This window comes from Tateyamaria sp. syn59 (genome assembly GCF_007995245.1).
Classification (GTDB): Bacteria; Pseudomonadota; Alphaproteobacteria; order Rhodobacterales; family Rhodobacteraceae; genus Tateyamaria.
This window is the reverse complement of record NZ_VCBA01000008.1, coordinates 49071-74274: the sequence shown is the minus strand read 5'-3', so window position 1 is coordinate 74274 and position 25204 is coordinate 49071. Positions and strand designations below refer to the sequence as shown.

Here is a 25204-nt window from a genome sequence, read left to right as displayed (position 1 = left end):
TGAAGAACGCCTTAACCCCGTGGCGAAAGCGTTGCGCGTGCCGTCGCGCGCGTGGCAGGCTAGCCTTACAGGACCCAAGTTGTTTGCGGGAGGTGCGCCATGCGCCACATGATCTTTGCCCTCTGTACTGTGCTGTGGGCCTTTGCGGCCTGGGGGCAGGGCGCGGTCCCCGACCACCGCTATGTTGTGACACGCGATGTGGATTTCTTTGGCGCGGACCGCACCGCGCTGTTCGACACAACGTTCGAGGCCTGCGTCCGAGCGTGCAGTGCCGACGATGCCTGCGTGGCCTTTACCTTCAACGATCGGTCGAACGCATGCTTTCCCAAATCCGAGATAACGGATCGGCAACCATATGTCGGCGCACGTTCGGCCACCCGCATTCCAATTGCAGCTGGGCTACGCTCAGCGGCACAGCAGCGGGCCGAGGCGCTGGATTCGCAGGATGGCGATGTCGCTGCGGCGCGCGACCTTGCGACGGATATCGGCCTTCGATTTGCTTTGGCCGGGAATTCGGTGGATGCGCTGCTGGCGGCGTCCCAGCGCGCGATGGACAGGGGGGATCGTGCCGCTGCCCTGCGTTGGGCAGGTTCTGCCGTGGCGCTGACGGATGCCCCGGATCTGTGGGTACGCTATGCCGATATCGCGATGACCTTGGACGAAAACGCATCTGCGTCCGAACGGCGCCGCGCTCTGCGAGAGGCGGTGCCCGCCGCCCTGAACGGCTATTTGCGGGCCGACACGGCGGGCGGGCAAGTCAGCGCTCTGCAAACCCTGGCGCAAGCGCTGGAACGCAACAACCGTGGCCGGGACATGATTGACGCGCTGCGCCTTGCCCAGTCCATTCAGCGGCGCGATGACATTAACAGGGCGTTGGATGAGGCCATCGGCAAATACGGCTTCCGCATTGTTGAGCATCAGGTCGACAATGACAGCGCCGCGCCTCGGATCTGTGCCACCTTTTCTGAGCCGCTGGTGCAAGCGGGGATCGACTATGAACCCTTCGTGCGGACCGCGACGCCGGGTCTTGTCGTTGCGGCGGACGGGCGTGATCTGTGCATTGATGGCGTTGCGCATGGCGCGCGGTATGCGGTGACCTTCCGTTCGGGCCTGCCCGCTGAAAGCGGTGAAGTGCTGGCCAAGGATGTGACGCTCGACCTGTATGTCCGCGACCGCGCGCCCGTAGTACGCTTTCCCGGCCGTGGATATGTTCTGCCGCGCGGCTCCGGGCCCAGCATTCCCATTGAGACGGTCAATGTGACCGAGGTTGAGTTGGTCCTGAGCCGCGTGAGCGACCGCAATCTCGTCCAGTCGATGCGGCGCAACTTCTTCGCCCGTCCGCTGTCGCAGTGGCAGATGGCCGAGTTCACGGGCGACATCGCAGAGGAGATCTGGCGCGGCACGGGCGAGGTTCAGAACGAACTGAATACTGAAATGCGCACGCGGCTGCCGCTGGAGGAGGCTTTGGCCGATCAACCGCCAGGTGTTTACGTCTTGTCGGCGCGCGAGCCGGGGCGAGATTCGTTTGATGTGGCTGCGGCCACCCAATGGTTCGTGCTGTCGGACCTGGGTCTGTCCACCTGGCAGGGCAATGATGGGTTGACCGCCTCTGTCCGTGCGCTCGGCGATGCGGGCGCGGTTGAAGGGGCCACTGTGCATCTTGTCTCTCAGACGAATGCTATCTTGGGCACGGCGCAGACCGATGCCGAGGGGTTTGTTCAGTTCGATGCCGGCCTGACCCGCGGACGCGGTTCGGCCCGCCCGGCCATGATCCAGGTCGAAATGGAGGATGATTTCGTTTTCCTGCCGCTGACGGACGCCGCTTTTGACCTGTCTGACCGCGGGGTGGAAGGGCGCCCGCCCGCGCCGCCCATCGACCTGTTTGTGACGACCGATCGCGGGGCCTATCGGCCCGGTGCCACGATCCACCTGACCGCGTTGGCACGCCATGCGCGGGCGCAGGCGATTACAGGGCTGCCTCTGACCGTTATCCTCAGCCGCCCGGATGGGGTTGAATACAGCCGCACCGTCAGTGCTCAGGGCCAAAGCGGCGGGCATGTGCTGGCCTTGCCGCTGGGCCAAGCGGTCCCGCGCGGGACATGGCGGATCGAGGTCAAGGGTGATGTGGACGCGCCGCCGCTTGCCACCCGGACCGTGCTGGTCGAAGATTTCATCCCCGACCGCATCGACGTGACCCTGAACGCAGCAGACGAGCCCCTCACTTTACGCGCGCCTGCCGTTGTGGACGTGGATGCCCAGTACCTTTTTGGTGCGCCGGGCGCGAACCTCGCTGTTGAAGGGGACATTCAACTGCTGCGCCGCACTGCGATTGCGGATCATCGAGGCTATCAATTCGGGCGCCACGACGCGGCCTTCTCTCCAAAGCGCCGCTATGTCCAGGGTGGGCGTACCGATGCGGCAGGCCAGTTCCGCCTGTCGCTGCCCTGGCCCGAGGTTGTGGCCGGAGATGTGCTGTTGGAAGCCGTCGCAACCGTCCGCGTCTCTGACAGCGGCGGGCGTCCGGTTGAACGCAGCCTAACGCGGCCTATCGCGCCACAGGGGCCCGTGATCGGCATCAAACCGGCCTTTGACGACGTCCTGCCCGAAGGCACTACGGCAGAGTTCGAGGCCATCGCTGTCGGCGCCCCCGGCGACCTGCCTGTCACATGGACCGTCAATCGGATCGAGACGCGGTATCAGTGGTATCAGCTTTATGGCAACTGGAAGTGGGAACCCGTCACACGCCGCATCCGCGTCGGACAGGGCACTGCCGTGCTCGGCACCGACCCCATTGCTCTCAGCAGCCCAACGGAGTGGGGCGATTACGAACTGGTCATCGAAAGCACCGACGGCGCGTATACCGCAAGCTCTGTCAGCTTTGCGGCCGGTTGGTACGGTGCATCGGACAGCATTGATACCCCTGACCGTCTGGGCCTGTCGCTGGACGCCGCACGCTATGCGGTGGGTGACACGGCGCAACTGCGCATCACGCCGCCCTATGACGGCGTCGCGCTGATCTCTGTCTTATCGGGCCACGTGATCTCGCGTCAGGCGCTGCCGGTGACAGCAGGCGAAACGGTGATCCCGTTGCAGGTGACGGATGCCTGGGGGACGGGTGCCTATGTCACCGCTTCTGTCTTGCGCGGCAGCATGGCCAGCGGGCCAGAGCCCGCCCGTGTTCTGGGCCTTGCGCATGCGGCCATCGACCCGGCGGAAAAGGCGCTGTCGGTGTCCATCGACGCGCCACGTGAAACGGATGGTCAGCCAGGTGAGACCGAAGTCGTCGTCCTTGTGGATGGTCTGGACGGTGCCGCAGGTCATGTCACGCTGGCCGCCGTGGATGTCGGTATCCTCAACCTGACGGGGTTCGAGCCACCCAATCCCCAAGATCACTATTTCGGTCAGCGGCGCCTTGGTGTCGATCTGCGCGACGTCTATGGCCGCCTGATTGATGGGCAAAGCGGCGCGCTGGGATCGGTGCGTTCTGGCGGTGATGCGGGCAACGCCATGCAGCGCCAGGGGCCACCGCCAACCGAGGCTGTGATGGCTGCATTTTTCGGTCCTGTTGCCGTCGATGAAAACGGAGTGGCTCGTGTGACCGTCCCACGTCCCGCTTTCAACGGCACGATCAGATTGATGGCTGTTGCGTGGTCCGATCAGGCCGTTGGGCAGGCTAAAACGGACCTCGTTGCGCGCGATCCGGTGGTGATCAGCGCGGCCCTCCCGCGCTTCCTCGCGCCGGGGGACAACAGCCGCCTGCGGCTTGAGTTTGTGCATGCCGCCGGTGCGTCAGGTGACATGCCCCTTTCGGTCACGGCCACGGGTCTTGCCCTTGGCGACGCGCCAGAAACGATAACAATTGGGGAAGGTGGCACCGTGCGCGTCGCCTTGCCGCTCACGGCGGAGCAGCTGGGCGATCACAAGATCGACGTCGCACTCACGACACCGGACGGAACCGTACTGAAGAAGAGCCTGACACTTGGCGTCCGGTCCAACGATCCCGTCATCGCCACCACGCGACGCCTGTCGCTGGCGACGGGCGAGGCTCTGACCTTTGACGACAATGTTTTTGCCAACCTCCGCCCCGGCAGCGCGCGCGCCTCATTGGCAGCAGGGCCGCTTGCCCGGTTCGACATGCCGGGCCTGCTGCGGCAGCTTGACCGCTATCCCTATGGCTGTACGGAGCAGATCACCTCGGCGGCCCTTCCGCTGCTTTACGTCCCACAGACAGCGCAGGCGGCGGGACTGACGGACATCGACAGCCGGATCGACGGGGCAATTGCGCGCGTCCTGACGCGGCAGGCCAGCAATGGCGCCTTTGGTTTGTGGCGGGCGCAGTCGGGGGATTTCTGGCTGGACGCTTATGTTACAGACTTCCTGTTGCGCGCGCGAGAGCAGGGGCATGACGTGCCCGAGCGCGCCCTGCGCCTAGCGCTGGACAACCTGCGCAACCGGATCAACTACGCGCCGGACTTCGACGACGGGGGGCAGGACATCGCCTATGCCCTGATGGTGCTGGCGCGCGCGGGGTCTGCGGCCATCGGTGACCTGCGCTATTATGCCGACACGAAGGCCGAAGCGCTGTCCACGCCTCTCGCCCGCGCCCAATTGGGCGCAGCACTGGCCAGCTATGGTGAGCAGACGCGCGCAGACCGCTTGTTTGGTCTGGCCGAAGCGATGACCATACGCTCCGGTGGGGAGGCATCGACCATGCGCGCGGACTATGGCACGCCTTTGCGTGATGCCGCAGGGCTTTTGCACCTCGCTGTCGAGGCAGGCAGCACGCGTATCGACCAGTCCCGACTGGCCGGCTCAATCACAGCAAGCGGCGGCACCTTTTCCACACAAGAGGCGGCACAGGTCTTGATGGCGGCGCAAGCGCTGCGCAGCGGTGTGGGCGCGCCAGTGTTGTCTGTTGACGAAGTGCCTGCGTCAGGGCCCGTGGTGCAAAGCCAGGTGGCTGGCGATGCAGCCTCGACCATTCGCAACATTTCGGACGTGGCGCAAGATGTAACACTGACAACCTACGGTGTTCCGATCACGCCGCCCGAAGCGGGCGGTTACGGCTACAGCATCGCACGCGCCGCTTACAGCCTTGAGGGCGTCCCGGTGCAAGGGCCCTGGAGCATCGGCGAACGCCGGGTGATCGTGTTGACCGTCACGCCATTCGAAGAGGTTGGCGCGCGCCTGATGGTGGACGACCCGCTGCCCGCCGGGATTGAGATCGACAACCCGAACCTCATCCGCTCGGGCGATGTGTCAGGCCTTGATTGGCTGAACACGGCCAATACAGAACATGCGGAGTTCCGGTCGGATCGCTTCCTTGCGGCAGTTAACCATACGGGGTCGTCTGCGTTCCGTCTTGCCTATATTGCCCGTGCCGTGAGCCCGGGTGAATTCCATCACCCGGCAGCGCTGGTTGAGGATATGTACCGCGCCGAATACCGGGCGGTTACCGAGACCGGTCGTACCATGGTCATAGAATGAAACGGCCGCACCGCCTGCTTTTTGCCTTAGCGATCCTGATGCTCGCTGCGGCCAGCCTGCATGAGGCTTGGGACGACTGGGTTGACCGCACCGTTATCCCGGCAACCTTGGCAGAGACATCGGTGGAGATGCTCGACCGCGATGGCCAGCTTATGCGCGCCTTTGCTGTCGAAGACGGGCGCATTCGTTTGGCCGTGCCACATGGCGGGGTTGATCCGCTGCTCACCCAGATGCTGATCGCGTACGAGGATAAGCGGTTCTACCGGCACAATGGTGTCGATGGCCGCGCGATGCTGCGGGCCGTGGCGCAGGCCGTGCGGGCAGGGCGGGTCGTGTCTGGCGGCTCGACACTCACGATGCAGGTGGCGCGGATTCTGGAGAACTCCGGCACAGGCTCTGTGCGTGGCAAGCTGCGGCAAATGCGGGTGGCCTGGGCGCTGGAACGGCAGATGAGCAAGGACGACATCCTGCATCTATATCTGCAGCATGCCCCCTATGGTGGTCGGATCGAGGGGGTGCGCAGTGCGACCTTCACCTGGCTCGGTAAGGAGCCCCACCGCCTGACCGAAGCCGAAGCAGCCCTTCTGGTAGCACTGCCGCAGTCGCCCGAAGCGCGGCGTCCTGACCGGCACGCGCACGCCGCGCGTGCTGCACGAGACCGGGTCCTTGCCCGCGTCGGTGCTAAGCCGTCGCGTACGCCGGTCCCCACCAAGGCACGCCCACTGCCCAGGCTGGCACCGCATGAAGCGGACGCGCTGCGCGTGGCGCAACCTGATGTGCCGCGCTTCGAAACACCCCTTTCGGCGAAGGTGCAGCGCAGCATGGCGCGGCTTGCGACGCTTCACAGCCTGCATATGGCGCGGGGTACTTCGCTGGCGATCATGGTGTTGGATCACCAAAGCGGACAGATCATCGCGCGCGTTGGCTCGCCTGAATATACGGATGCCAATGGTAGTCCCGGTTTCATTGACATGACGCGGGCAAAGCGCAGCCCAGGATCAACTTTGAAACCGATCATCTATGCGCTGGCTTTTGATCGCGGCTTGGCGCATCCGGAAACGGTCTTTTCCGACCGGCCCACGCGTTTCGGATCCTATGCTCCGCAGAACTTCGACGGCATGTTTCGCGGCGACGTCACGGCGCGACAGGCGCTCAGGCTATCGCTGAACATTCCGCCGGTGGCCCTGACGGACGCGCTTGGTCCTGAGCGGTTGATGGCAGCCTTGCGCGCGTTTGGTGCTGATCCGAAGCTGCCGGGTGGACAGGCGGGGCTGGCTGTGGCCCTTGGCGGCGTCGGTCTCAGCCTCGAAGATTTGGTGCAAGTCTACGGCCACCTCGCTGCGCCTGACACGCCTTTGATCGCGCCGCGCGCAGCTTGGCAGGTCGGCGACATCTTACGTGGGATCGCACCGCCACCGGGGGCGCCAGCCGGTCTCGCCTACAAGACGGGGACATCTTATGGACACCGTGATGCCTGGGCCATCGGTTATGATGGGCAACATGTGATCGGCGTTTGGATGGGGCGACCTGATGGCACGCCGGTGCCGGGCGCCTTCGGGGGTGCGGATGCCGCTCCCGTCTTGTTCGAGGCGTTTGGCAGGCTCAAACATCAACTCACCCCTGCATCGCCGCCACCTCCTGACACCCTGCTTCTGAGCACGGCTGATTTACCGCCCAATCTGCGCCGGTTCGGTGATGTTGACGATGCTTCCCACCCAAAAATGGTCTTCCCCCCGGATGGCGCCGTGCTGGCGCAGGCGGAAACGGTGGTAAAGGTGGCGGGCGGCACCTTGCCGCTGACGGTTCTGGTCAATGGTGCCGTGGTCACGACAGGTGCCGCGCGGCGCGAAGTGGACATCGGCACATTGGCGCCGGGTTTTTCCGATATTGCAGTGATCGACGCGATGGGTCATGCGACCCGCTCAGCCATCCGGGTTCAGCCCTAGCCGGATTACCGCCGCCCCTCGCGCAACCAAGCGCCGATGATGAAACCAGACGCCAGCAGCAGGACAAGCCAAGGTGGCAGAAGCCCCATCTGACGCACGTCCTGCGTCTCGTAGGCGCCGCGTGGTGTGATACCGATCCAACCACGACCGGCGGCAGGTCGCCCTTCACGGACGGTGCGGATGCGCGGCGTGCCCTCTTCCAGGCGCAGCACACCGCCGCGGGTGCTTTCGACCCTTTGGGCCAGTACGTCGCCTGTCGCGATGGTTGCCTCGAATTCCTTGGGCGCAGCGGGTCCAAGGCCGATGACGGATTCTACATCGCCGTTCTGCAAACGATAGAGCCCGATTTCAGGGCCTTCGAACATAGCCTCGAAGCGGCCCGGTCCAGCGTCTGTCATCTCCAACTCGACCACGTTGCCGGACGGATCGGTGATGGTGACGGGCGGTACGGTGTCTGACAGTGTGCGCCGCTCGATCCGCATGGATTGGCCTGTGGCGGTGGCGGTCAGCGCCTCCTCTTCAAGCTCGGGTTCCTTCATCATCCAGTGGGCGAGACGCCGGAGCAGTTCAAGCTGCGGGCCACCCCCTTCATAGCCGCGGTTCCACAACCATGCATGGTCCGAGGCAAGGAGTGCCACGCGCCCCTCTTCCACGCGGTCCAGGATCAGGAGCGGACGGCCATCCACGCCCTCCATCACGACATGTCCTGCCTGAGCGTCCACCTCGATCTGACGCAACCAGCGGCCCCAGTCGCCCGCGTTCGGCAGCCCGGTGGTGACCGGGTGTTTCTGGCCAACTTCGGATACAGTGGGACGATAGGATTCCTCAAGCACCCGGGCCGAGGGTTGCGCAGGCATCACAGAGCCAAGGGGCGAACGATAAAGGCTGTCAGCACTGGCAAAATCCGGCCCGGCTGCAACCAGCACAGCGCCACCATCACGGATGTACCGCGCTACGTTGTCGAGGTAGAGCGCAGGCAAGATGCCGCGCCGCTTGTACCGGTCGAAGATGATCAGATCGAAATCGTCGATCTTTTCCAGAAACAGTTCGCGGGTAGGAAAGGCGATCAGGGACAGCTCGCCCACCGGCACACCGTCCTGCTTTTCCGGCGGGCGCAGGATGGTGAAGTGGACAAGGTCAACCGAACTGTCGGACTTGAGCAGATTGCGCCAGGTGCGGCCCCCGGCATGCGGCTCGCCCGACACCAGCAACACACGGAGCCGGTCACGCACGCCGTTGATCTGGATGAGGGCTGTGTTGTTGCGGTCGGTCAACTCTCCGTCCGCTTCGGGCACGGTGAACTGGATCACGTTGCGTCCACCATGGGGCAGGCTGATGGGCAGTTCGATGTCCTCGCCGATCTCCACGTTAAAGCGCTGCGGCGCAGCACCGTCGACCGAAATGTCGAGCGGGGCAAGACCTGTCCCTGCGGAGACAGCGCCCATATCTTCGATCCGCAGCGTCAGCGTCACCGGCTCGCCGATGATGGCGAAGGCGGGGGCATTCTTGACCAGGAGACGGCGGTCCCAATCCGTGTCGCGCCCGCTGAGCAGCAGATGAAGCGGTGCGGGCAGGTCCAGCGGCAGATCGGCGTCGTGCACGCGCCCGTCGCTGAGCGCGATCAGACCGGCGATGCGCGCGCGTGGCTCTTCGGCCAGCGCGTCGGACAGAGCGCTCATCAGCCGCGTGCCCGCGTCCTCTTCGCCATCCGGAACAGTGATCCGGCGAACCTCGGTGTTCTCGCGGGCTGTCAGCGCCGTCTCAATCGTGTCGGCAGCGCTTGTAGTTTGGTCAGGCCTGTCGTTCAGACGCTGGCTCGCGCTTTGATCCTCCGCCAGGATCACGATGTCTGTCAGGGGTGCCCGGTCTTCCTGCTGCAGCGACGGGCCCGCCAGCGCAGCCAGGACCACGAGCGCAGCCATGCCCCGCAACGCCCATCCGTTGAGGCCGCGGATCAGGGCCAGGGCAACACCGGCCACAGCGAATGCGGCCACAACGGCCAGTATCGGCCACGGCAACAGGGGGTCGAACAGGACAGTGCCGGTCATTGGCCCAACCGATCCAGCAAGGCAGGCACGTGGACCTGGTCGCTTTTGTAGTTGCCGGTCAGCACATGCATCACAAGGTTCACGCCAAAGCGGTAGGCCAATTCGCGCTGGCGTTCACCGCCAAAGCCGCGCCCGACAGGCAGCATGGCTTGGCCGGCCGAGGTGACAGCCCAAGCCGCGGCCCAGTCATTGCCCCCGATCACCACGGGCGTCACGCCATCGTTAAGGTTGCGGAAGGGCATCCCCTCAACCTGCTCTGCTCCGGGCGGGGCGGCCTCGACCCAGATCTCACCGCCCTGATGGCGGCCGGGAAAGTCCTGTAAAAGATAAAAGGTTCTGGTCAGGACGTGATCACGCGGCACGGGTTCGAGGGCCGGAATGTCGAGCGGTGCGGCCAGGTCACGCAGCTTGCGGCCATTGGGGGTGGCAGCGCCAAAGCCCGCGATGTCGCCGTCGCGCGTGTCGAACAGGATCAAGCCACCCGACCGCAAGTAGTCGTTCAGTTTGGCATAGGCTTCCTGGCTCGGCGTCGGTTGGTCGGGGGTGATGGGCCAGTAAAGGACGGGAAAGAACGCCAACTCGTCCATTTCAAGGTCTACCGCAAAGGGTGCGGCAGGCTCGACCGAGGTGCGGAAAAACAAGGTGTCCGATAGACCGCGCAAACCCGCCTCTGCGACCTCGTCGACGTCGTCATTGCCGGTGATGACGTGGGCCAGCACAACCTCGGCTGCGGCAGCAACCTCATCTATCGGCTCCTCCTGCGCTTGTGCGCCCGGGGCGGTAAAGGTCGCGAGGACGAAAGCAGCGGCCAGTGCGCCTGCTGTGGCGCGCACTCGGCCTGTCAGGCGCCCGGACAAAGCGAGCGATGCCAGTACGTCGGCCAGCAAGAGCCCAATGGCCGCGGCCAGCAACAGCCCGCCCAAGGGCCGTTCAGGCGCCGCCACCAGGCCCGATACCGGCACGTCGGCGGGCCAGGTCGCAGGCTCCAATTGCGCCTCTGCCGTCAGCACGTTGCGGGCCAGCGCACGGTCGCCCGACGTGTAGACGCCCGGCAAGAGGGTTGGACCGGTGGGGTCGCTCACCAGAGCAGGTCCGGGAACGCCCGGCATTGCGCCTGCATCACGCAGCGTTCCAAATCCGTCCATCACAACCTCCGGCGTCCAAATCGTACCCTCCAGATCCCCGGCATCCGGAGAGGAACTGGTGGCCGACACCGCCAACCTTTCAAGCATTTCAACGAAAAGACCTGACAAGGGCAGCGACGACCACTCGGCATTTGCTGTCACGTGGAAGAGAACGATCTGGCCCTGCCCCTCGCGCTTGCGGGTGACAAGCGGGGTGCCGTCGCTGAGTTCAGCAATCACACGCTCGGCCAGCGTCGGATCGGGCTGCGCCATGACCTGCGCCGTGATGGCGACATCGTCGGGCAGTGCCAAACCGAAGAAGGGTGAGTTCTCGCGGAATGGAGCCAGCGTCTTGGGCGAGCCCCAGCTCATTGCGCCACCCACGCTGCGACCACCGGCACGCAGGCGCACGGGCATCAGCGGATCCTGATCTGTGCGGCTGATGTCACTGGCCGCCACACGCGGCCCGGCAAAGCGCAACAGCAGACCGCCCTGATCGACCCATTCCAAAAGGGCGTCGGTCTCACCCGCTGAAAGAGTTGCGACATCCGCCAGGACGATGACATCGGGGTTGGCCGGCAGCACATCGGTCAGCGCGCCGCGCAGCAGGTCGGCGTTTGGTGCCAACGCGCGTTCGAGGTAGTGCAGGGGCGACAGCAGCTCCAGTCCCTCGCGTCCTTCGCGACCAGCAATCAAGGCGATCTCGCGTCGGCGCAAGCTGTCGTCGACCAGCGTGACGGCCCCGGCAGAGCGGGCATTTGCAACCTCGAACCGTGTCACGCGGGCGCGCAATTCGGCAGGCAGGGACAGGGACGCAGTTGCGGTTGCGGATCCCATGTCAAAGACAGCGTTGGCCGTGGCAATGATGGTTGCGTTCCCGGCCGGGTCGCGGCCCTGCGCCAGGATGCTCACCCCACGCTCTGGGCCTGCCTCGGATCGAATAGCGGTTACTTCGACCACGCCATCCACATAAGTGGCGGGGGTCAGTGCGATGATTTCTGCCGCGCTTTGCACCACGCGGACGGGGCCACGCGACTGGAACGCGGCCAGCAGGTCCGCGCGCGCCGGATAGTCGAGTGTGTCGCTGTACCACACAGTTTCGAAGCTGCCTTCGGGCAGGATCTGCGCAAGTGCGTTCGCGTCTGTCGGTTGCCATGGAGATGGGGCAAAGCCGGGCAAGGACGTGGCAACGGCGTTGGCGGCACGGAAAACGGGGGGCTGGGGGTCGGCCAGATCCAGCAGCGCGACCTGTCGACCGGCGGCACCTGCGCGACGCAATTCTCCGTCCAACGCTTCGGTCATGCGCGCCCACCGCGCGGCCCCGGCCCATGTACCGTCCACTGCAATCAGAAGCGGACCGTCTGCAGCGGTGCCATCGTCCTCCGGATTCAGCACCGGACCGGACAGCCCGATGATCATCGCCGCAACAGCTAGCATCCGGACCAGCAAGAGCCACCAGGGTGTCCGGTCCGACACGCTTTCATCGTCCTGCAAGCCAAGCAGCAGTGCGACACCGGGAAAGCGTTGGCGCAGTGGTGCGGGCGGGATGGCGCGCAGGATCAGCCACAGGATGGGCAAAGCGACCAGCGCCACGAGCAACCATGGCGCGGCAAAGCCGATGGGGCCCAGCACCATCATGTGCGTGCCCGCCCGCCATCCAGCGCGCGCCATATCCACAGCAGGCCGGATTGCGCTGTGTGATCCGTGTGGTGCAGCCCGTATTGCCAGCCTGCGACGCCGCACAGATGCTGCAATTCAGCCTTCCGCTCGGCCAGGCGTGCGAGATAGCGGTCTTTCAGGTCCGAGGCCTTGAGCGTCTCATGCTCAAGCGTTCCGCCGACACTTTCAAAGATGGTGCGGCCCCGGAAAGGAAACGCCTCTTCCGCCGGGTCGAGCACGTGCAGCAGCACGCCACGCACGCCCCGGTCGGCCGCCTTGGTCAGCGCCGTTTTGACGTCATCGATATTGCCCATGAAATCCGAGATGAAGACGGCGCGCGCATGGGGGATCATTGCCCGATGTTCGGGTGGTTCGTAGTCGGCATCGGCATCCTCGGTGAACATCTCGGCCAGCCGCAGGATTTGCGCGTTGCCCCGACGTGGCGGCAAGCGGGTACCCGTGAGGCCAACACGCTCTCCGCCCCGGATCAGCAGGATCGCCGTGGCAAGCCCGAGCACGCGGGCGCGTTCGGCTTTTGAAGGAAGATCGTCGGATGATGCAAAGCGCATCGCCGCCCCTTGATCGACCCAGAGCATGACGGATTGTGCGATCTGCCACTCGCGTTCGCGCACAAACTGCACGTCCCCCATGGCGCTGCGGCGGTGGTCGATCATACGGCGGCTGTCGCCGATCTGTGCAGGGCGATATTGCCAGAAATCATCCCCCATTCCCGCGCGCCTGCGCCCATGCTCGCCCAGCAGAACGGCACCCGCGAGCTGTTCTGCCCGCGCAAGCAGCGCAGGCAGGCGCGCGGCCTGGGTTTCGGCCTTTTCGCGCAGGGCGAGGGGTGTGATCACGCGGCGGCGTCCTTGCGGCTGAGCCCGGCGGCTGTTTCTTCGATCAGATCGGCCAGGCTGTCGCCACGCGCGCGGGCGGCGAAGTTCAGAGCCATACGGTGGATGAGAACAGGGCGGGCCATGTCGATGACGTCCTCGGCAGATGGTGCCAGACGCCCCTGCAAAAGCGCGCGGGCGCGCACGGCCAGCATCAGGGCCTGTGCCGCACGGGGGCCGGGACCCCAGGCGACGGTTTCTTTTACCTTGTCGGAAGCATCGGCTTCGCCGGGACGGAAAGCGCGGACAAGGTCGAGGATCATCTCGACCACACTGTCACCTACCGGCATCCGGCGCAGCAGGGTTTGAGCCGCCAGCAATTCCTCGCCTGTGAAGACGGCGGTTGATTGCGCATCCTCGGTCCCGGTGGTGGCGAGGAGGATGTCCCGCTCGGTCCCGCGATCCGGGTACATCACGTCGATCTGGACGAGGAAGCGGTCAAGCTGCGCTTCGGGCAGGGGATAGGTGCCCTCTTGTTCGATGGGGTTTTGCGTGGCCAGCACATGGAACGGCGTCCCGAGGGGGCGGTCCTGACCTGCCACGGTCACCGTCTTTTCCTGCATGGCTTGCAGCAGGGCCGATTGGGTCCTTGGGGAGGCGCGGTTGATCTCGTCCGCCATCAGAAGCTGGCAAAAGATCGGGCCGGGCACGAAGCGGAACTCGCGATGGCCATCCTCGGCGGTGTCCAGAACTTCAGATCCCAGAATGTCCGCTGGCATCAGGTCCGGCGTGAACTGGATGCGGTTGCCATCGAGACCCATAACCGTACTCAGCGTCTCAACCAGCCGCGTCTTGCCCAGACCGGGAAGGCCGATCAGCAGACCGTGCCCGCCGCAGAGCAGTGCCGTGAGGGTCAGTTCGACCACACGTTCCTGCCCGATGAAGCGCTTGGTGATCGAGGCCTTGGCCTCTGCCAGTTTGCCACCCAGCGTCTCGATTTCGGCAACAAGGTCCTCTGCGTCGGTCATGACATCTCTTCTCTTCAGAATATATGGTCGTTGATAGCAACCTATTGCCTCAACGGAGAATGGCAAAAGATATGAGCGGACAAAAAACCGTGACACCCGACGCAGACAGCCTTGTTGCGTCGATCACTGCTGCAAAAACACGCGGTTTGCCGCCGGTGCACCTCTGGAATCCGCCGTTCTGTGGCGACCTCGACATGCGGATCGCGCGGGACGGGACGTGGTTCTATCAGGGTACGCCCATCGGGCGGCCCGGTCTGGTTAAGCTGTTCTCGTCCATCCTGAAGCGCGAGGACGGCAAGTATTTCCTTGTCACGCCGGTTGAGAAGGTGGGTATTACGGTCGACGACGCCCCGTTTGTAGCCATCGATTTCGAAGCGTCCGGCGAGGGGCGGGATCAGAAGCTGAGTTTCGTCACCCACGTGGATGATGTGGCGGTCGCAGGGCCGGATCATCCCATTCGGGTGGAGCGGGATGCCGAAACGGGCGAGCCGTCGCCGTACATCCTGATCCGGACGGATCTGGAGGCGCTGATTGATCGCAAAAGCTTTTACCGGCTGGTGGATCTGGGTGTGCATCACGACGGCTGGTTCGGTGTTTGGTCCTCGGGCCAGTTCTTTGGCATCATTCCGTCCGAGGAACTTCCCTGAGCCTGCCGCCTTGTGATCCCGCTGGTATCTGTTGATCCGGCGGGCTAGCGTCCCACCAATGCCACGTTTCGCTGCCAACCTGACCTATCTTTGGGCCGAATTGCCCTATCTCGACCGGTTCGATGCAGCGGCGGAGGCGGGGTTTCTGGCCGTAGAGGTGCAGCAGCCCTACGACGTGCCGGTGCCTGAAACGCAGGCTGCACTTCATCGCAACGGATTGCAGTTCATCCTGCTGAATGCGCCGGGTCCGAACTATACCGGAGGTGCGCGGGGTTTCGCGGCGGTGCCAGGCGGAGAGGCGCGGTTCGACTACGATATGCGCCGCGCCGTGCGCTATGCCCAAGCGCTTGGCGCATCTTTCATTCATGTCCTGAGCGGTGATGCTGCGGGCGCTGAGGCGAAGGACACGCTCGTGAACAATCTCAAGCGCGCGGCAACCACGTTGCCCGAGGGGCTGACCCTGACCCTTGAGCCGCTTTGTGTTGAGAGTGCGCCCGACTATTTTCTGAACAGTTTTGAACTGGCGGCGGATGTCATCGAGGCCGTCGGTGCACCAAACATAGGGCTCCAATTCGACAGTTATCATGCGCAGGAGATCACCGGTGATGCCTTGGCTACATTCGAAGCCATGCAACCCCTGATCCGCCATATCCAGATCGGTGACGCGCCGGGGCGCACGCCGCCGTGGACGGGAGATGTAGACTTTCCCGCCCTGTTTGCGGCCATTGATGAGAGCGGCTATGCCGGTTGGGTCAGCGCCGAATACCGGACTGACGGGCGCACGGACAAGACGCTGGATTGGATGCGCTGAATCTGTGCGGCGGTGCAGATTGCGCGCCGTTGCCAATCCGGTATCTCTGGACAGCACAACGAAGGAGCCCGCCATGATCCCTGCCCGCTATGCCCATATCGCGTTCGGCTTTGTTCTGAGCGGGATGATGTCGTTTCTGGTGTCGGGCATTTCGACCTTTCTGACGGTCGGACTGGTGACCGGGTTTGTGGCCCAGTGGATCGGGGCTTGGCTGCCCAGTTGGGCGGTTGCGTTTCCGGTTGTGCTGGTCGTGGCGCCCATCGCGCGGCGGCTTGTGGGCGCCATGACGCGACCGGATTGAGGATTTGTCCCCGCGGGGACAAGCTGTTCGGCGAGTTTATGTGATATTAGCCAGTCTGTTATTGTACTGGCGTTTCAACGCGGTAGAACGGCGCACGCTCCGGTAGCGCAAATTAACCAAGCGAAACGCACCATCGTGCCCGACGGGGCGCGGTTTTCAAATCAGGTGGTGAATGGATCAAGCTGCGGGCGGGATCGGTTGCAGGTCGGGTGCCACGAAACCCGCACGCGCTGCATCTGAAAAGAGCGTGTCCTTGCGGTAGTGGCTGAGCATGATACCGGTGTCGAGCAGGCGGTCGTCCTGCGCGATGAAGCTGTTGAAGGATCGCGCCGCCGCTGCCTTGTTCATGAAGTACCGCACAGCCAGAAGCCACGAGCGTGTGAGCGTTTCGTGGTACTTGTCCGCAGGCACATTGTTGCGCTTCAGAAAGCTGCGCAAAGCGGTGCGCATGCGCGGCACGGCGGTGTCCACGGCCCCCTCGCACAGGTAGACATAGGCCAGCCGCAGGTGGGCGCGGTGATTGAAGTCATCCGGTGTCACCTGCCCTGCTTCGAACCGGTTGCGGAAGGTCAGGTCATCGGGGCTGGGCATCATGGTCATTACTGCGTTCCTTGGCTTCAGTGCGCTTCGGCCCAATTCTGCCCCTGACCTGCGTCCACCGTCAACTTGACGTCCAGATGCACAACGGGGTCGTTGGCGCTTTCCATGACATCTTTGGCCACGCCGATCAGGTCATCGACTGCCGCATCGTCCACCTCGAATAGCAGTTCGTCATGGACTTGCAGCAGCATGGCGGCGGGCAGGTCCTTGATCGCATCCGGCATCCGGATCATCGCGCGGCGGATGACGTCTGCTGCCGTGCCCTGAATGGGCGCGTTGATCGCGGCGCGGGCGGCGAAGCCTGCGCGGGGGCCTTTGGAGGCGATTTCGGGTGTGTGGATTTTACGTCCGAACAGCGTCTGAACGTAGCCGTGTTCCTTGGCGAACGCCTTGGTGTTGTCCATGTAGGTGCGGATGCCGGGGAAGCGTTCGAAGTAGCGGTCGATAAAGCCCTGCGCCTCGCTACGCGGGATGCGCAGGTTGCGAGCGAGGCCGAAGCCCGAGATGCCGTAGATGACGCCAAAGTTGATCGCCTTGGCCTGGCGGCGGATTTCGGGGGTCATTTCATCCAGTGGGACGTCGAACATCTCTGACGCCGTAAGCGCGTGGATGTCGATGCCGTCCTTGAACGCTTGTTTCAGTTCCGGAATGTCGGCGATGTGGGCGAGGATGCGCAGCTCGATCTGGGAGTAGTCGAGGGCGACGAGGGTTTTACCTGGCTCGGAGACGAACGCTTCGCGGATACGGCGCCCTTCCTCCGTACGGATTGGTATGTTTTGCAGATTGGGGTCGGTGGACGCGAGGCGGCCCGTGGAGGCGCCTGCGATGGAATAGGACGTGTGAACGCGGCCGGTTTCGGCGTTGATGTGGTCCTGAAGTGCGTCGGTGTAGGTGGACTTCAGCTTGCTGATTTGCCGCCAGTCGAGCACGCGACCGGGGAGCTCGTGCTCGGTCGCGAGGTCTTCGAGCACGTCGGCACCCGTGGCGTAAGCGCCTGTTTTACCTTTCTTTCCGCCCTCGATCCCCATTTCGTCGAAGAGGATTTCGCCAAGCTGCTTGGGGGAGCCGACGTTGAATTTGCGGCCTGCGAGTTCGTAGATTTCATCCTCAAGCCCCGCCATTTTCTGGGCGAAGGCGTTGGACATGCGGGAGAGCGTGTCGCGGTCGACTTTGATGCCGGACCGCTCCATAGACGCTAGCGTATGGACCATGGGCCGTTCGAGGGTTTCGTAGACTTTGGTGACCTGCACGCGGTGCAGTTGCGGCTTGAACAGTTGCCAGAGGCGGAGGGTGATGTCGGCGTCCTCGGCGGCGTACTTCACAGCGTCTTCAACGGGGACCTGATCGAAGGTCTTGGCCGACTTGCCAGACCCGAGCAGCGGTTTGATCGGGATCGGTGTGTGGCCGAGATAGCGTTCGCTGAGGGTGTCCATGCCGTGATTGTGCAGCCCGCCGTGCATAGCGTAGGACATCAGCATCGTGTCGTCGATGGGGGCGACATGGATGTTCAGACGCGCAAAGATCTTGGCGTCGTATTTCATGTTCTGGCCGATTTTGACGATGCTGTTGTCTTCGAGCACCGGCCTGAGCATCTCTAGCGCCTGCTCCAGCGGCATCTGACCCTCAGCCAGATCGTCCGAGCCAAAGAGGTCATCGCCGCCTTGCTTGTGGGTCAGCGGGATGTAGCAGGCGTGGCCGGGGTTCACCGCCAGCGAGATGCCCACCAGATCGGCGGTCATTTCGTTGAGGCCAGTGGTTTCGGTATCCACGGCAATCCAGCCCCGTTCATAGATCAGGTCGATCCAGGTTTGGAGCTGCTCCGCGTTCTGGACGTGTTCATAGGTGGCCTCTTCGAAGCTGGGCGCTTCGGGGGCGTCCTGGGCCGCAGGAGCCGGTTCCTTGATCTCGGGTGCTTCGACCCCAAGCTGGTCGGCGATGCGCTTGGTGAGGGTGCGGAACTCCATCTCGGCCAGGAAGGGCATGAGTTGGTCGGGCTTGGGGTCCTGCACTTCAAGGTCATCTAGCGTGAAGTCGAGTGGTGTGTTTTCGTCCAACCGTACGAGGTCGCGCGACAGGCGGATCTGGTCGGCGTGGTCGATGAGCGTCTGGCGGCGCTTGGGCTGCTTGATCTCCTCGGCGCGTTCCAGCAGCGCATCCAGGTCGCCGTATTCGTTGATCAGAAGGGCGGCGGTTTTTACGCCGATGCCGGGCGCGCCGGGAACATTGTCGACAGAGTCGCCAGCCAGCGCCTGCACATCCACCACCCGGTTGGGATAGACACCGAATTTCTCGAACACGCCGTCGCGGTCGATACGGCTGTTCTTCATTGCATCCAGCATTTCGACACCATCGCCGACAAGCTGCATCAGGTCCTTGTCGGAACTGATGATGGTCACACGGCCCCCAGCCTCGCGCGCCTGCACGGACAGGGTGGCGATGATGTCGTCGGCCTCGTACCCTTCCTTCTCTTTGCAGGCGATGTTGAAGGCTTCGGTGGCTTGGCGGGTCAGCGGAATCTGCGGGCGCAGGTCTTCTGGCATCGCTTCACGGTTGGCCTTGTACTGGTCGTACATGTCGTTGCGGAAGGTTTGGCTGCCTTTGTCAAAGATCACCGCCACGTGGGTGGGCGCGTCGGGGCCGTGGTTCCCCTCAACATACTTGTAAAGCATGTTGCAGAAGCCCGAGACTGCCCCGATAGGCAGCCCATCCGACTTGCGCGTCAGAGGCGGTAGCGCGTGGTAGGCGCGGAAGATGAACGCCGAGCCGTCGATCAGATGCAGGTGACATCCCTTACCAAAGCCCATGTGATCCGCCCCCTTGTCTGTCCGCGTCCCGGTGATGTGCCACGAATCCCGAAAAGGTAAAAGCACAAGCGTTTTGTTAACTTCGTTTTGCCAGAACGGGCGCATGAGCGCGATGAACCGCCTGGGCGATGTGACTGATGTATTGGGCCAGCAATCCGGGGCAACCGGGATTGCGGCGCGGGTTGAGCTGCTGCGCGCGGTGGACATGATCCGCTCGCATTGCGCGCGGGCAACGTTGTATTGCGCTGCTGGCATGCTGTTTGACAGTCCTGAAGACCGCCAGAAATGCCTGGAGGGGATTCAGCGAGCCATGCCCGGCGCCCATTCGGGGGTGCGCATTCTGGCGGGGGGGCAGCCCGAGCAGGGCATTGATCCCGATGCGCTGAACTGGCTGCGCCAAACGGTGGCTGACATGCCCGAAAGCATTGAGGCCATGCGCACATTCGTCTCCATCGTTACCGATCTGGTCCGCAATTTTGAGCAGGGCACATGTGACACGGACCGGTTGCGCGGCATGACCCGATTTGCTGCGACCGCGTTCAATGAGCACTTTGCCAAGCTGGTCAACAAGTTGAGTGCCGAATTGCACGGCGACCGCGTGGCGCGGCGGGCAACGGCCACCCAGACTGGCAATGACGCCCGCAGCGCCCTGCACGAGATCAGTGAAATATCGCAGAATGTCGGTCTGATCGCGATCAACGCCTCGATCGAGGCGGCGCATGTGGGCGAGCAGGGCCGCGGCTTTGCCATCATCGCGACCGAGATCCGGGAGCTGTCGGAGAAGATCGAGCAGGCCAATGCGCGGGTGCAGACGCAGGTGGATGCGCTGATCCGGCAGGTGATTGATGATTAGCGGCAGGTTGGCACGGATGCGGCCGTGACGGTATCGCCGGCCCCTCCATAGCATGGTCGATCTTCGGAAATGGTGGTGCTAAGCCAAACACGACTTTGCAAGACGGAGGCGCAGATGCGTTGGCTCACACTTTTATCTGTGTTCGTTTTCTTTGCCCTGCCAGCGCGCGCGGATGACAACTGCACGCTCAAGAACAATTATTGCGTACCGTTCATTGGCTGCACGCTTGATGGCCAGGACTTCTATGTGGGCCGCACCTTTGGGCGCGAAAGTGGTGTGCTTGAGGCGCGCGGCCTGTCCGGTGCGACCTGTTCGGGAACGTGGAGGCGCACGGCGCTGGGGATCGGACGCGCAGAGTTTTCCTGTTCCGATGGCATGAGCGGGCGCGCCACATACACGTATTTCGACCGCTCATCCGGGACAGCCAAAGGGCGCGGCCGCACCCAAGGTGGGGATCGGCTGCAATTCTGGGCCGGGCATCGGATCGGAGCATTTATTCTGACGGATGGCGGCCTAGACCCCGACATTGCGGCCTGCGTGGCGCAGGCGATGCGCGCTCAAGGCTGACGCGGTCAGGTGTTCCTGTCAGCATAAATGTATTTGCAATCGCAATAGGGGCACTCGACCCAGCCTGTATCCTCTGGGATCTGCAACCAAACCCGTGGGTGGCCCAACGGCCCCTCGCCGCCATCACATGCGATCCGACGCGTGTGGACAGTCTTGGTTTCCGGCGCGTCGATGGGCATGTTGGCTATCCTTGGCTTGGTGCGCGTGCGGACGCGTTTATGGGCCAACGGGATAACACAGACAAGGGGTTATGGTGCGCGGTCAATGCGCGCCTGATAGCAGTTGTTGCGGGCAGAGCGCACATGGATGTAAGCGACGTCCGGATTGGCAAAAATGGCGGCAATCCGATCGCCCATTTCTGGCATTGGTGTCACCGCGCCGGTGCCATAGATGATCCTATCGTTCGCCCCGTATCCCTTGAGCAGATAGTCCGGCGAAGTGGTCAGAATCGGCGGCAGGTCATCGCCGCCCCCGCGCGGGCAAGGATCGGCACAAAGAAAGATCGGTCCGACCTCGGCGTATGGGTGCGTGCCCTCAAACGGCTTGTGGGCCAACACCAGCATCTCGGCACCTTTTGGCACATTGCGCAGGCAGTGTCGGCACGGGTTGCCGGATCCGTTCGAGATGTGGCGCTCGGGCGGGTTGCCGAAAGCGTCGGGGGCACCAGCGCGGTAGGCCTCAACGACATCGGTAGGCAGTGCAGAAAATGTGGGCATGGTGTGTCTCCTTTCCACGATGTTTCCATTCTTGCCTGACCGGACGCGACCCGAATGATGCGCAACCGTTCTCTGACTCCGCCCATTCGGACCTCAAACACTCCCCCGGCGTGTTTGCCGCTGTGCGGACCGGTCCGAATTCCCTGTTTCAAAAAATCCCGGGGGGTCCGAAGGACGGGGCAGAGCCCCAGAAATTCGACCGTTCAAATGAGAACAAAAAGTGAATATACTGACACCCTGCTGCCACCGAATCTGCTGTTTCCATGTTCGCCGAACTGTCGATCACGTCGAATTTCACCTTCCTCACCGGGGCCTCGCACCCCGAGGAGTATGTGAACCGTGCCGCCCTGATCGGCATGGAGGCGATTGCGATTGCCGACGACAATTCGGTGGCAGGGATCGTGCGGGCGCATACCCAGGCCAAGGTGATTGCCCGCAGCGTTAAGGAGCGGCGCGATTTCGATACTGTGCACGGCCTGATCGGCCCGCCAAGGCCCGCGCATATCCCCGCCCCGCCAAGTGCGCCCATCACCGTAGTCCCCCGCCTGATCCCTGCCGCACGGCTGATGTTTTCCGATGCCCCGCCCATCACCGTCTTACCCATCAACCGGCAAGGGTGGCGGTCGCTCTGCAGGATTATTTCCAAGGGTCGCCTGGATGCCGAAAAGGGCGAGTGCAATCTGCACCTCAGCGATCTTGAAGATTTTGCCGATGGTTTGCATCTGCTCCTTTGGCCACAGGCGCAGACGGTGCAGGGCGGCGCGTGCGATTGGATGCAAACCGCGCGACGGCTGACGCGCCGCTTTGCCGGGAAGATTCACGTGCTCATGCACCCTCGCTATGACGGTCGCGACACGCCGCGCTTTGACTTGATCGCGGACCAGGCGCGCGCACTTGGCTTGCCCACCATCGCCTCTGCCGCGCCGCGGATGCATCACGGCGCGCGGCGCAAGCTCGCGGATGTGGTCAGCGCCATTCGCCTCAAATGCCGCGTCGATGCGCTGGGCCGAGCCGCGCTCAGCAACGGGGAGGGGCGGCTGCGCAGTGAGGCGGAGATGCTGCGCCTGTTCGCAGGGCATCAAGACGCCGTGCACAGGTCCGGTGAATTGGCCGCTCGCCTCGATTTCTCGCTTGATCAGCTGCGATACGAATACCCATCCGAGATCACCGAGAACGAAACCCCCAGCCAGCGCCTCGAACGCCTTGCTTATGAGGGATTGGAATGGCGCTACCCCTCGGGCGCACCGGAAAAGGCAAAGACCCTGCTGCGTCACGAACTCGCCCTGATCGCCAAGCTGAAATACGAACCCTATTTCCTGACCGTCCGTGACATCGTCCACTTCGCCCGGTCCCGCGGCATTCTGTGCCAAGGGCGGGGCTCAGCGGCGAACTCAGTGGTGTGCTATTGCATGGGCATCACCAGCGTCAGCCCCGAGATGGGGACCATGGTGTTCGAGCGTTTTGTGTCCGAGGCACGCGATGAGCCGCCGGACATCGACGTCGACTTCGAACACGAGCGACGCGAAGAAGTGATCCAGCACATCTACAAGACCTATGGCCGGGAACGCGCGGGCCTGTGCGCCACGGTGGTTCATTACCGGGGCAAGCGTGCCATTCGCGAGGTGGGCCGCGCCATGGGCCTGACAGAGGACACCATTTCCGCGCTGTCGTCTCAGCTCTGGGGCTTTTTCTCGACCAAGGGGCTGGAGGCGGAGCGGATGGCCGAGATCGGTCTCGATTTTCGCGACCGCCGCCTGCAGCAGACCATCGAACTGGTTTATGAGATCAACGGCTTTCCAAGGCATCTCAGCCAGCATGTGGGCGGTTTCATCATCACCGAGGGGCGGCTGGACGAGTTGGTGCCCATCGAAAACGCTACGATGGAGGGCCGCACCGTTATCTGCTGGGACAAGGATGACATCGACAGCCTTGGCATCCTGAAAGTGGATGTGCTGAGCCTTGGGATGCTGACATGCATCCGTAAGGCCTTTGACCTGCTTACAATGCATCATCAGCAAAGCTACACTCTTGCGACTCTGCCCAAAGAGGATCCGCGCGTATACGACATGCTGTGCAAAGCCGACAGCATCGGGGTGTTTCAGGTGGAAAGCCGGGCGCAGATGAACTTCCTGCCCCGGATGCGGCCGCGCAACTTTTATGATCTGGTGATTGAGGTGGCCATCATCCGTCCTGGTCCCATTCAGGGCGACATGGTGCACCCCTATATCCGTCGTCGCAACGGGGAGGAGGAGGTCAGCTTCCCCTCGGACGAATTGGGCGCGGTGCTGGGCAAGACGCTGGGCGTGCCGCTCTTTCAGGAACAGGCGATGCAGATTGCCATCGTGGGGGCGGGGTTCACCCCCGATCAGGCGGATCGGTTGCGACGGTCGCTGGCGACGTTCAAAAAACACGGGTCTGTCAGCGAGTTTCGCGCGCTGTTCCTGCACGGCATGCGCAAGAACGGCTATGACGATGATTTTGCCGAGCGGTGTTTTTCGCAGATCGAAGGCTTTGGTTCCTACGGGTTCCCCGAAAGCCACGCGGCGAGCTTTGCGCTGCTGGTCTATGCCTCAAGCTGGATCAAGTGCCACCATCCCGGCATTTTCGCCTGCGCGCTCCTCAACTCGCAGCCCATGGGGTTCTACGCCCCGGCCCAGATCGTGCGGGACGCGCGCGAGCACGGGGTCGAGGTGCGCCCGATCTGTGTGAATGCGAGTTTTTGGGACAACGTGATGGAGCCGGACGGGAAGGGGGGCCTCGCCCTGCGTCTCGGTTTCCGGCAGATCAAAGGGCTGAACGAAGAGGATGCCGAGTGGATTACGGTCGCCCGTGGCAATGGCTACCAGTCGGTGCAGGACATTTGGCGTCGTGCCGGGGTGGGCGTGACGGTGATCGAACGGCTGGCCGAGGCAGATGCCTTTGCCGGGGCGGGCATCAACCGGCGCGATGCGTTGTGGCAGGCCAAGGCCATCGCGCCCGGCCCTGCACTGCCGCTTTTTGCCAAGGATCTGGATGGTGAGGTGGTGGACGAGCCTGCAGCACTCTTGCCCGAGATGACGTTGGGCGAAGAGGTGGTCGAAGATTACGTGTCCACCCGCCTGACCCTGCGCGCCCATCCCGTGGGCCTGTTGCGCCATATCCTGACGCCGGGTGCGGCAGCGGTGGAGGTGTTGCCAGCAACGCAACAGGCCCCTGACCTGTCAAAGATCAGTTTCACCCGTGGCAATCCGGATTGAGAGGATGCGCATGACACTCGACACCTACAAGGCCCGGTCGGGCACATTCATCCCGGTTTGGACGCTCGAAATACAGACACTGCCCGAAGATACAGACCGCATCCTTGATGCGGTCATGGCGGTGCATCCGCTGGGATATGGTCGGTATCAGCGCAATGCCAGCATCTCTGCCGTTGGCATGGAGACCGCGCAGCCCGAGGCCGGGTCAACCACCACAACCCATGTGGACGGGTTCGAGGCGGGCGGGACCGAGACCTATCCCATGGTCGAATTGAAGATTTCCATCGAGCGGGATGTGGCCGTGCTGGAGAAGGTCATGGATGCGGTGCTGGAGGTGCATCACTACGAAGAGCCGGTGATCTTTCTGCGCGAGGATTGGGCGAGCCGTGCCGCCTATGATCCCAATCGCGACAATCCGCATCGGTGGTGGAACAACGGCAGGGGGCTGCCGGAGCGCATCGGCTGAGCGAGGGCCGTTTTCTGACGCAGAAAACGACGCATTTTCCGGTGCACTACTCCGGCTTTCCGCGTCGGAAAGCAGACG

General features: G+C 63.4%; 17 protein-coding genes. 9 read left to right on the top strand and 8 right to left on the bottom strand.

The features are described 5' to 3' along the window. The first annotated feature begins 99 nt into the window (after nt 1-99). Entirely contained in the window at nt 100-5487 is a 5388-nt protein-coding gene (locus tag FD715_RS15665) for an alpha-2-macroglobulin family protein (protein WP_147111770.1), read from the top strand. Then, nucleotides 5484-7433, top strand: coding sequence for a penicillin-binding protein 1C (gene pbpC / locus FD715_RS15660; RefSeq protein ID WP_147111767.1), 1950 nt, complete (start codon nt 5484-5486; stop codon nt 7431-7433). Before FD715_RS15665 ends, pbpC begins: the two co-directional genes overlap by 4 nt. A 5-nt stretch (nt 7434-7438) precedes the next feature. Here pbpC and FD715_RS15655 read toward each other — a convergent pair whose 3' ends face one another. Genes FD715_RS15655 through FD715_RS15640 form a run of 4 tightly spaced genes read right to left on the bottom strand, consistent with a single transcriptional unit; the run spans nt 7439 to nt 14125 of the window. After that, nucleotides 7439-9481 carry a hypothetical protein gene (locus FD715_RS15655; RefSeq protein ID WP_147111764.1) on the bottom strand — a complete coding sequence of 681 codons (2043 nt, stop codon included), beginning with the start codon at nt 9479-9481 and terminating at the stop codon, nt 7439-7441. After that, the gene (locus FD715_RS15650; protein WP_147112245.1) at nt 9478-12243 is read right to left on the bottom strand and encodes a DUF4159 domain-containing protein; all 2766 of its coding nucleotides are present in this window, start codon (nt 12241-12243) and stop codon (nt 9478-9480) included. Before FD715_RS15650 ends, FD715_RS15655 begins: the two co-directional genes overlap by 4 nt. Next, nucleotides 12240-13121 carry a DUF58 domain-containing protein gene (locus tag FD715_RS15645; protein ID WP_147111761.1) on the bottom strand — a complete coding sequence of 294 codons (882 nt, stop codon included), beginning with the start codon at nt 13119-13121 and terminating at the stop codon, nt 12240-12242. Before FD715_RS15645 ends, FD715_RS15650 begins: the two co-directional genes overlap by 4 nt. Continuing rightward, the gene (locus tag FD715_RS15640; RefSeq protein ID WP_147111758.1) at nt 13118-14125 is read right to left on the bottom strand and encodes a MoxR family ATPase; all 1008 of its coding nucleotides are present in this window, start codon (nt 14123-14125) and stop codon (nt 13118-13120) included. The genes FD715_RS15645 and FD715_RS15640 overlap by 4 nt, the downstream gene beginning before the upstream one ends. A gap of 71 nt (nt 14126-14196) precedes the next feature. On the opposite strand from FD715_RS15640, the gene FD715_RS15635 reads away from it, so the two are divergent. From FD715_RS15635 to FD715_RS15625, 3 genes are all read left to right on the top strand, one after another. Then, nucleotides 14197-14772, top strand: coding sequence for a DUF1285 domain-containing protein (locus tag FD715_RS15635; protein ID WP_147111755.1), 576 nt, complete (start codon nt 14197-14199; stop codon nt 14770-14772). A gap of 58 nt (nt 14773-14830) precedes the next feature. Beyond that, the gene (locus tag FD715_RS15630; RefSeq protein WP_147111752.1) at nt 14831-15583 is read left to right on the top strand and encodes a hydroxypyruvate isomerase family protein; all 753 of its coding nucleotides are present in this window, start codon (nt 14831-14833) and stop codon (nt 15581-15583) included. 73 nt (nt 15584-15656) lie between these two features. Next, nucleotides 15657-15884: a DUF2798 domain-containing protein gene (locus FD715_RS15625; protein WP_147111748.1), complete on the top strand. Its 228-nt coding sequence runs from the start codon at nt 15657-15659 to the stop codon at nt 15882-15884. A gap of 177 nt (nt 15885-16061) precedes the next feature. On the opposite strand, the gene FD715_RS15620 is transcribed toward FD715_RS15625, so the two are convergent. Beyond that, entirely contained in the window at nt 16062-16484 is a 423-nt protein-coding gene (locus FD715_RS15620) for a hypothetical protein (protein ID WP_223274916.1), read from the bottom strand. 17 nt (nt 16485-16501) lie between these two features. Continuing rightward, a complete protein-coding gene (gene polA / locus FD715_RS15615) occupies nt 16502-19288 on the bottom strand; it encodes a DNA polymerase I (protein ID WP_147111745.1) in 2787 nt (928 codons plus the stop codon). 103 nt (nt 19289-19391) lie between these two features. Between polA and FD715_RS15610 the strand changes: the two genes are divergently transcribed. After that, a complete protein-coding gene (locus FD715_RS15610; protein ID WP_189799511.1) occupies nt 19392-20141 on the top strand; it encodes a methyl-accepting chemotaxis protein in 750 nt (249 codons plus the stop codon). A 114-nt stretch (nt 20142-20255) separates the two neighbouring features. Next, a complete protein-coding gene (locus FD715_RS15605) occupies nt 20256-20708 on the top strand; it encodes a hypothetical protein (RefSeq protein ID WP_147111740.1) in 453 nt (150 codons plus the stop codon). Nucleotides 20709-20713: 5 nt separating this feature from the next. Here FD715_RS15605 and FD715_RS15600 read toward each other — a convergent pair whose 3' ends face one another. Together FD715_RS15600 and FD715_RS15595 are read right to left on the bottom strand one after the other, a co-directional pair. Then, nucleotides 20714-20887, bottom strand: coding sequence for a zinc-finger domain-containing protein (locus FD715_RS15600; protein ID WP_147111737.1), 174 nt, complete (start codon nt 20885-20887; stop codon nt 20714-20716). Nucleotides 20888-20956: 69 nt separating this feature from the next. Next, nucleotides 20957-21424, bottom strand: coding sequence for a DUF1203 domain-containing protein (locus FD715_RS15595; RefSeq protein WP_147111734.1), 468 nt, complete (start codon nt 21422-21424; stop codon nt 20957-20959). A 263-nt stretch (nt 21425-21687) separates the two neighbouring features. Here FD715_RS15595 and FD715_RS15590 point away from each other — a divergent pair, with 263 nt between their 5' ends. Together FD715_RS15590 and FD715_RS15585 are read left to right on the top strand one after the other, a co-directional pair. After that, nucleotides 21688-24660: an error-prone DNA polymerase gene (locus FD715_RS15590; RefSeq protein ID WP_147111731.1), complete on the top strand. Its 2973-nt coding sequence runs from the start codon at nt 21688-21690 to the stop codon at nt 24658-24660. A 10-nt stretch (nt 24661-24670) separates the two neighbouring features. Next, nucleotides 24671-25126, top strand: a complete 456-nt coding sequence (locus tag FD715_RS15585; RefSeq protein WP_223274915.1) for a hypothetical protein — start codon at nt 24671-24673, stop codon at nt 25124-25126. Nucleotides 25127-25204: the final 78 nt, after the last annotated feature.

Excerpts from the sequence above, each read along its gene's own strand:
- FD715_RS15640 (WP_147111758.1), bottom strand. The coding sequence starts at position 14,125 with ATGACCGACGCAGAGGACCTTGTTGCCGAAATCGAGACGCTGGGTGGC.
- FD715_RS15595 (WP_147111734.1), bottom strand. The coding sequence starts at position 21,424 with ATGCCCACATTTTCTGCACTGCCTACCGATGTCGTTGAGGCCTACCGC.
- FD715_RS15620 (WP_223274916.1), bottom strand. The coding sequence starts at position 16,484 with ATGACCATGATGCCCAGCCCCGATGACCTGACCTTCCGCAACCGGTTC.
- FD715_RS15600 (WP_147111737.1), bottom strand. The coding sequence starts at position 20,887 with ATGCCCATCGACGCGCCGGAAACCAAGACTGTCCACACGCGTCGGATC.
- polA (WP_147111745.1), bottom strand. The coding sequence starts at position 19,288 with ATGGGCTTTGGTAAGGGATGTCACCTGCATCTGATCGACGGCTCGGCG.
- FD715_RS15655 (WP_147111764.1), bottom strand. The coding sequence starts at position 9,481 with ATGACCGGCACTGTCCTGTTCGACCCCCTGTTGCCGTGGCCGATACTG.
- FD715_RS15630 (WP_147111752.1), top strand. The coding sequence starts at position 14,831 with ATGCCACGTTTCGCTGCCAACCTGACCTATCTTTGGGCCGAATTGCCC.
- FD715_RS15590 (WP_147111731.1), top strand. The coding sequence starts at position 21,688 with ATGTTCGCCGAACTGTCGATCACGTCGAATTTCACCTTCCTCACCGGG.
- FD715_RS15625 (WP_147111748.1), top strand. The coding sequence starts at position 15,657 with ATGATCCCTGCCCGCTATGCCCATATCGCGTTCGGCTTTGTTCTGAGC.
- FD715_RS15650 (WP_147112245.1), bottom strand. The coding sequence starts at position 12,243 with ATGATGGTGCTGGGCCCCATCGGCTTTGCCGCGCCATGGTTGCTCGTG.
- FD715_RS15610 (WP_189799511.1), top strand. The coding sequence starts at position 19,392 with ATGAGCGCGATGAACCGCCTGGGCGATGTGACTGATGTATTGGGCCAG.
- pbpC (WP_147111767.1), top strand. The coding sequence starts at position 5,484 with ATGAAACGGCCGCACCGCCTGCTTTTTGCCTTAGCGATCCTGATGCTC.
- FD715_RS15635 (WP_147111755.1), top strand. The coding sequence starts at position 14,197 with ATGAGCGGACAAAAAACCGTGACACCCGACGCAGACAGCCTTGTTGCG.
- FD715_RS15585 (WP_223274915.1), top strand. The coding sequence starts at position 24,671 with ATGACACTCGACACCTACAAGGCCCGGTCGGGCACATTCATCCCGGTT.
- FD715_RS15665 (WP_147111770.1), top strand. The coding sequence starts at position 100 with ATGCGCCACATGATCTTTGCCCTCTGTACTGTGCTGTGGGCCTTTGCG.
- FD715_RS15605 (WP_147111740.1), top strand. The coding sequence starts at position 20,256 with ATGCGTTGGCTCACACTTTTATCTGTGTTCGTTTTCTTTGCCCTGCCA.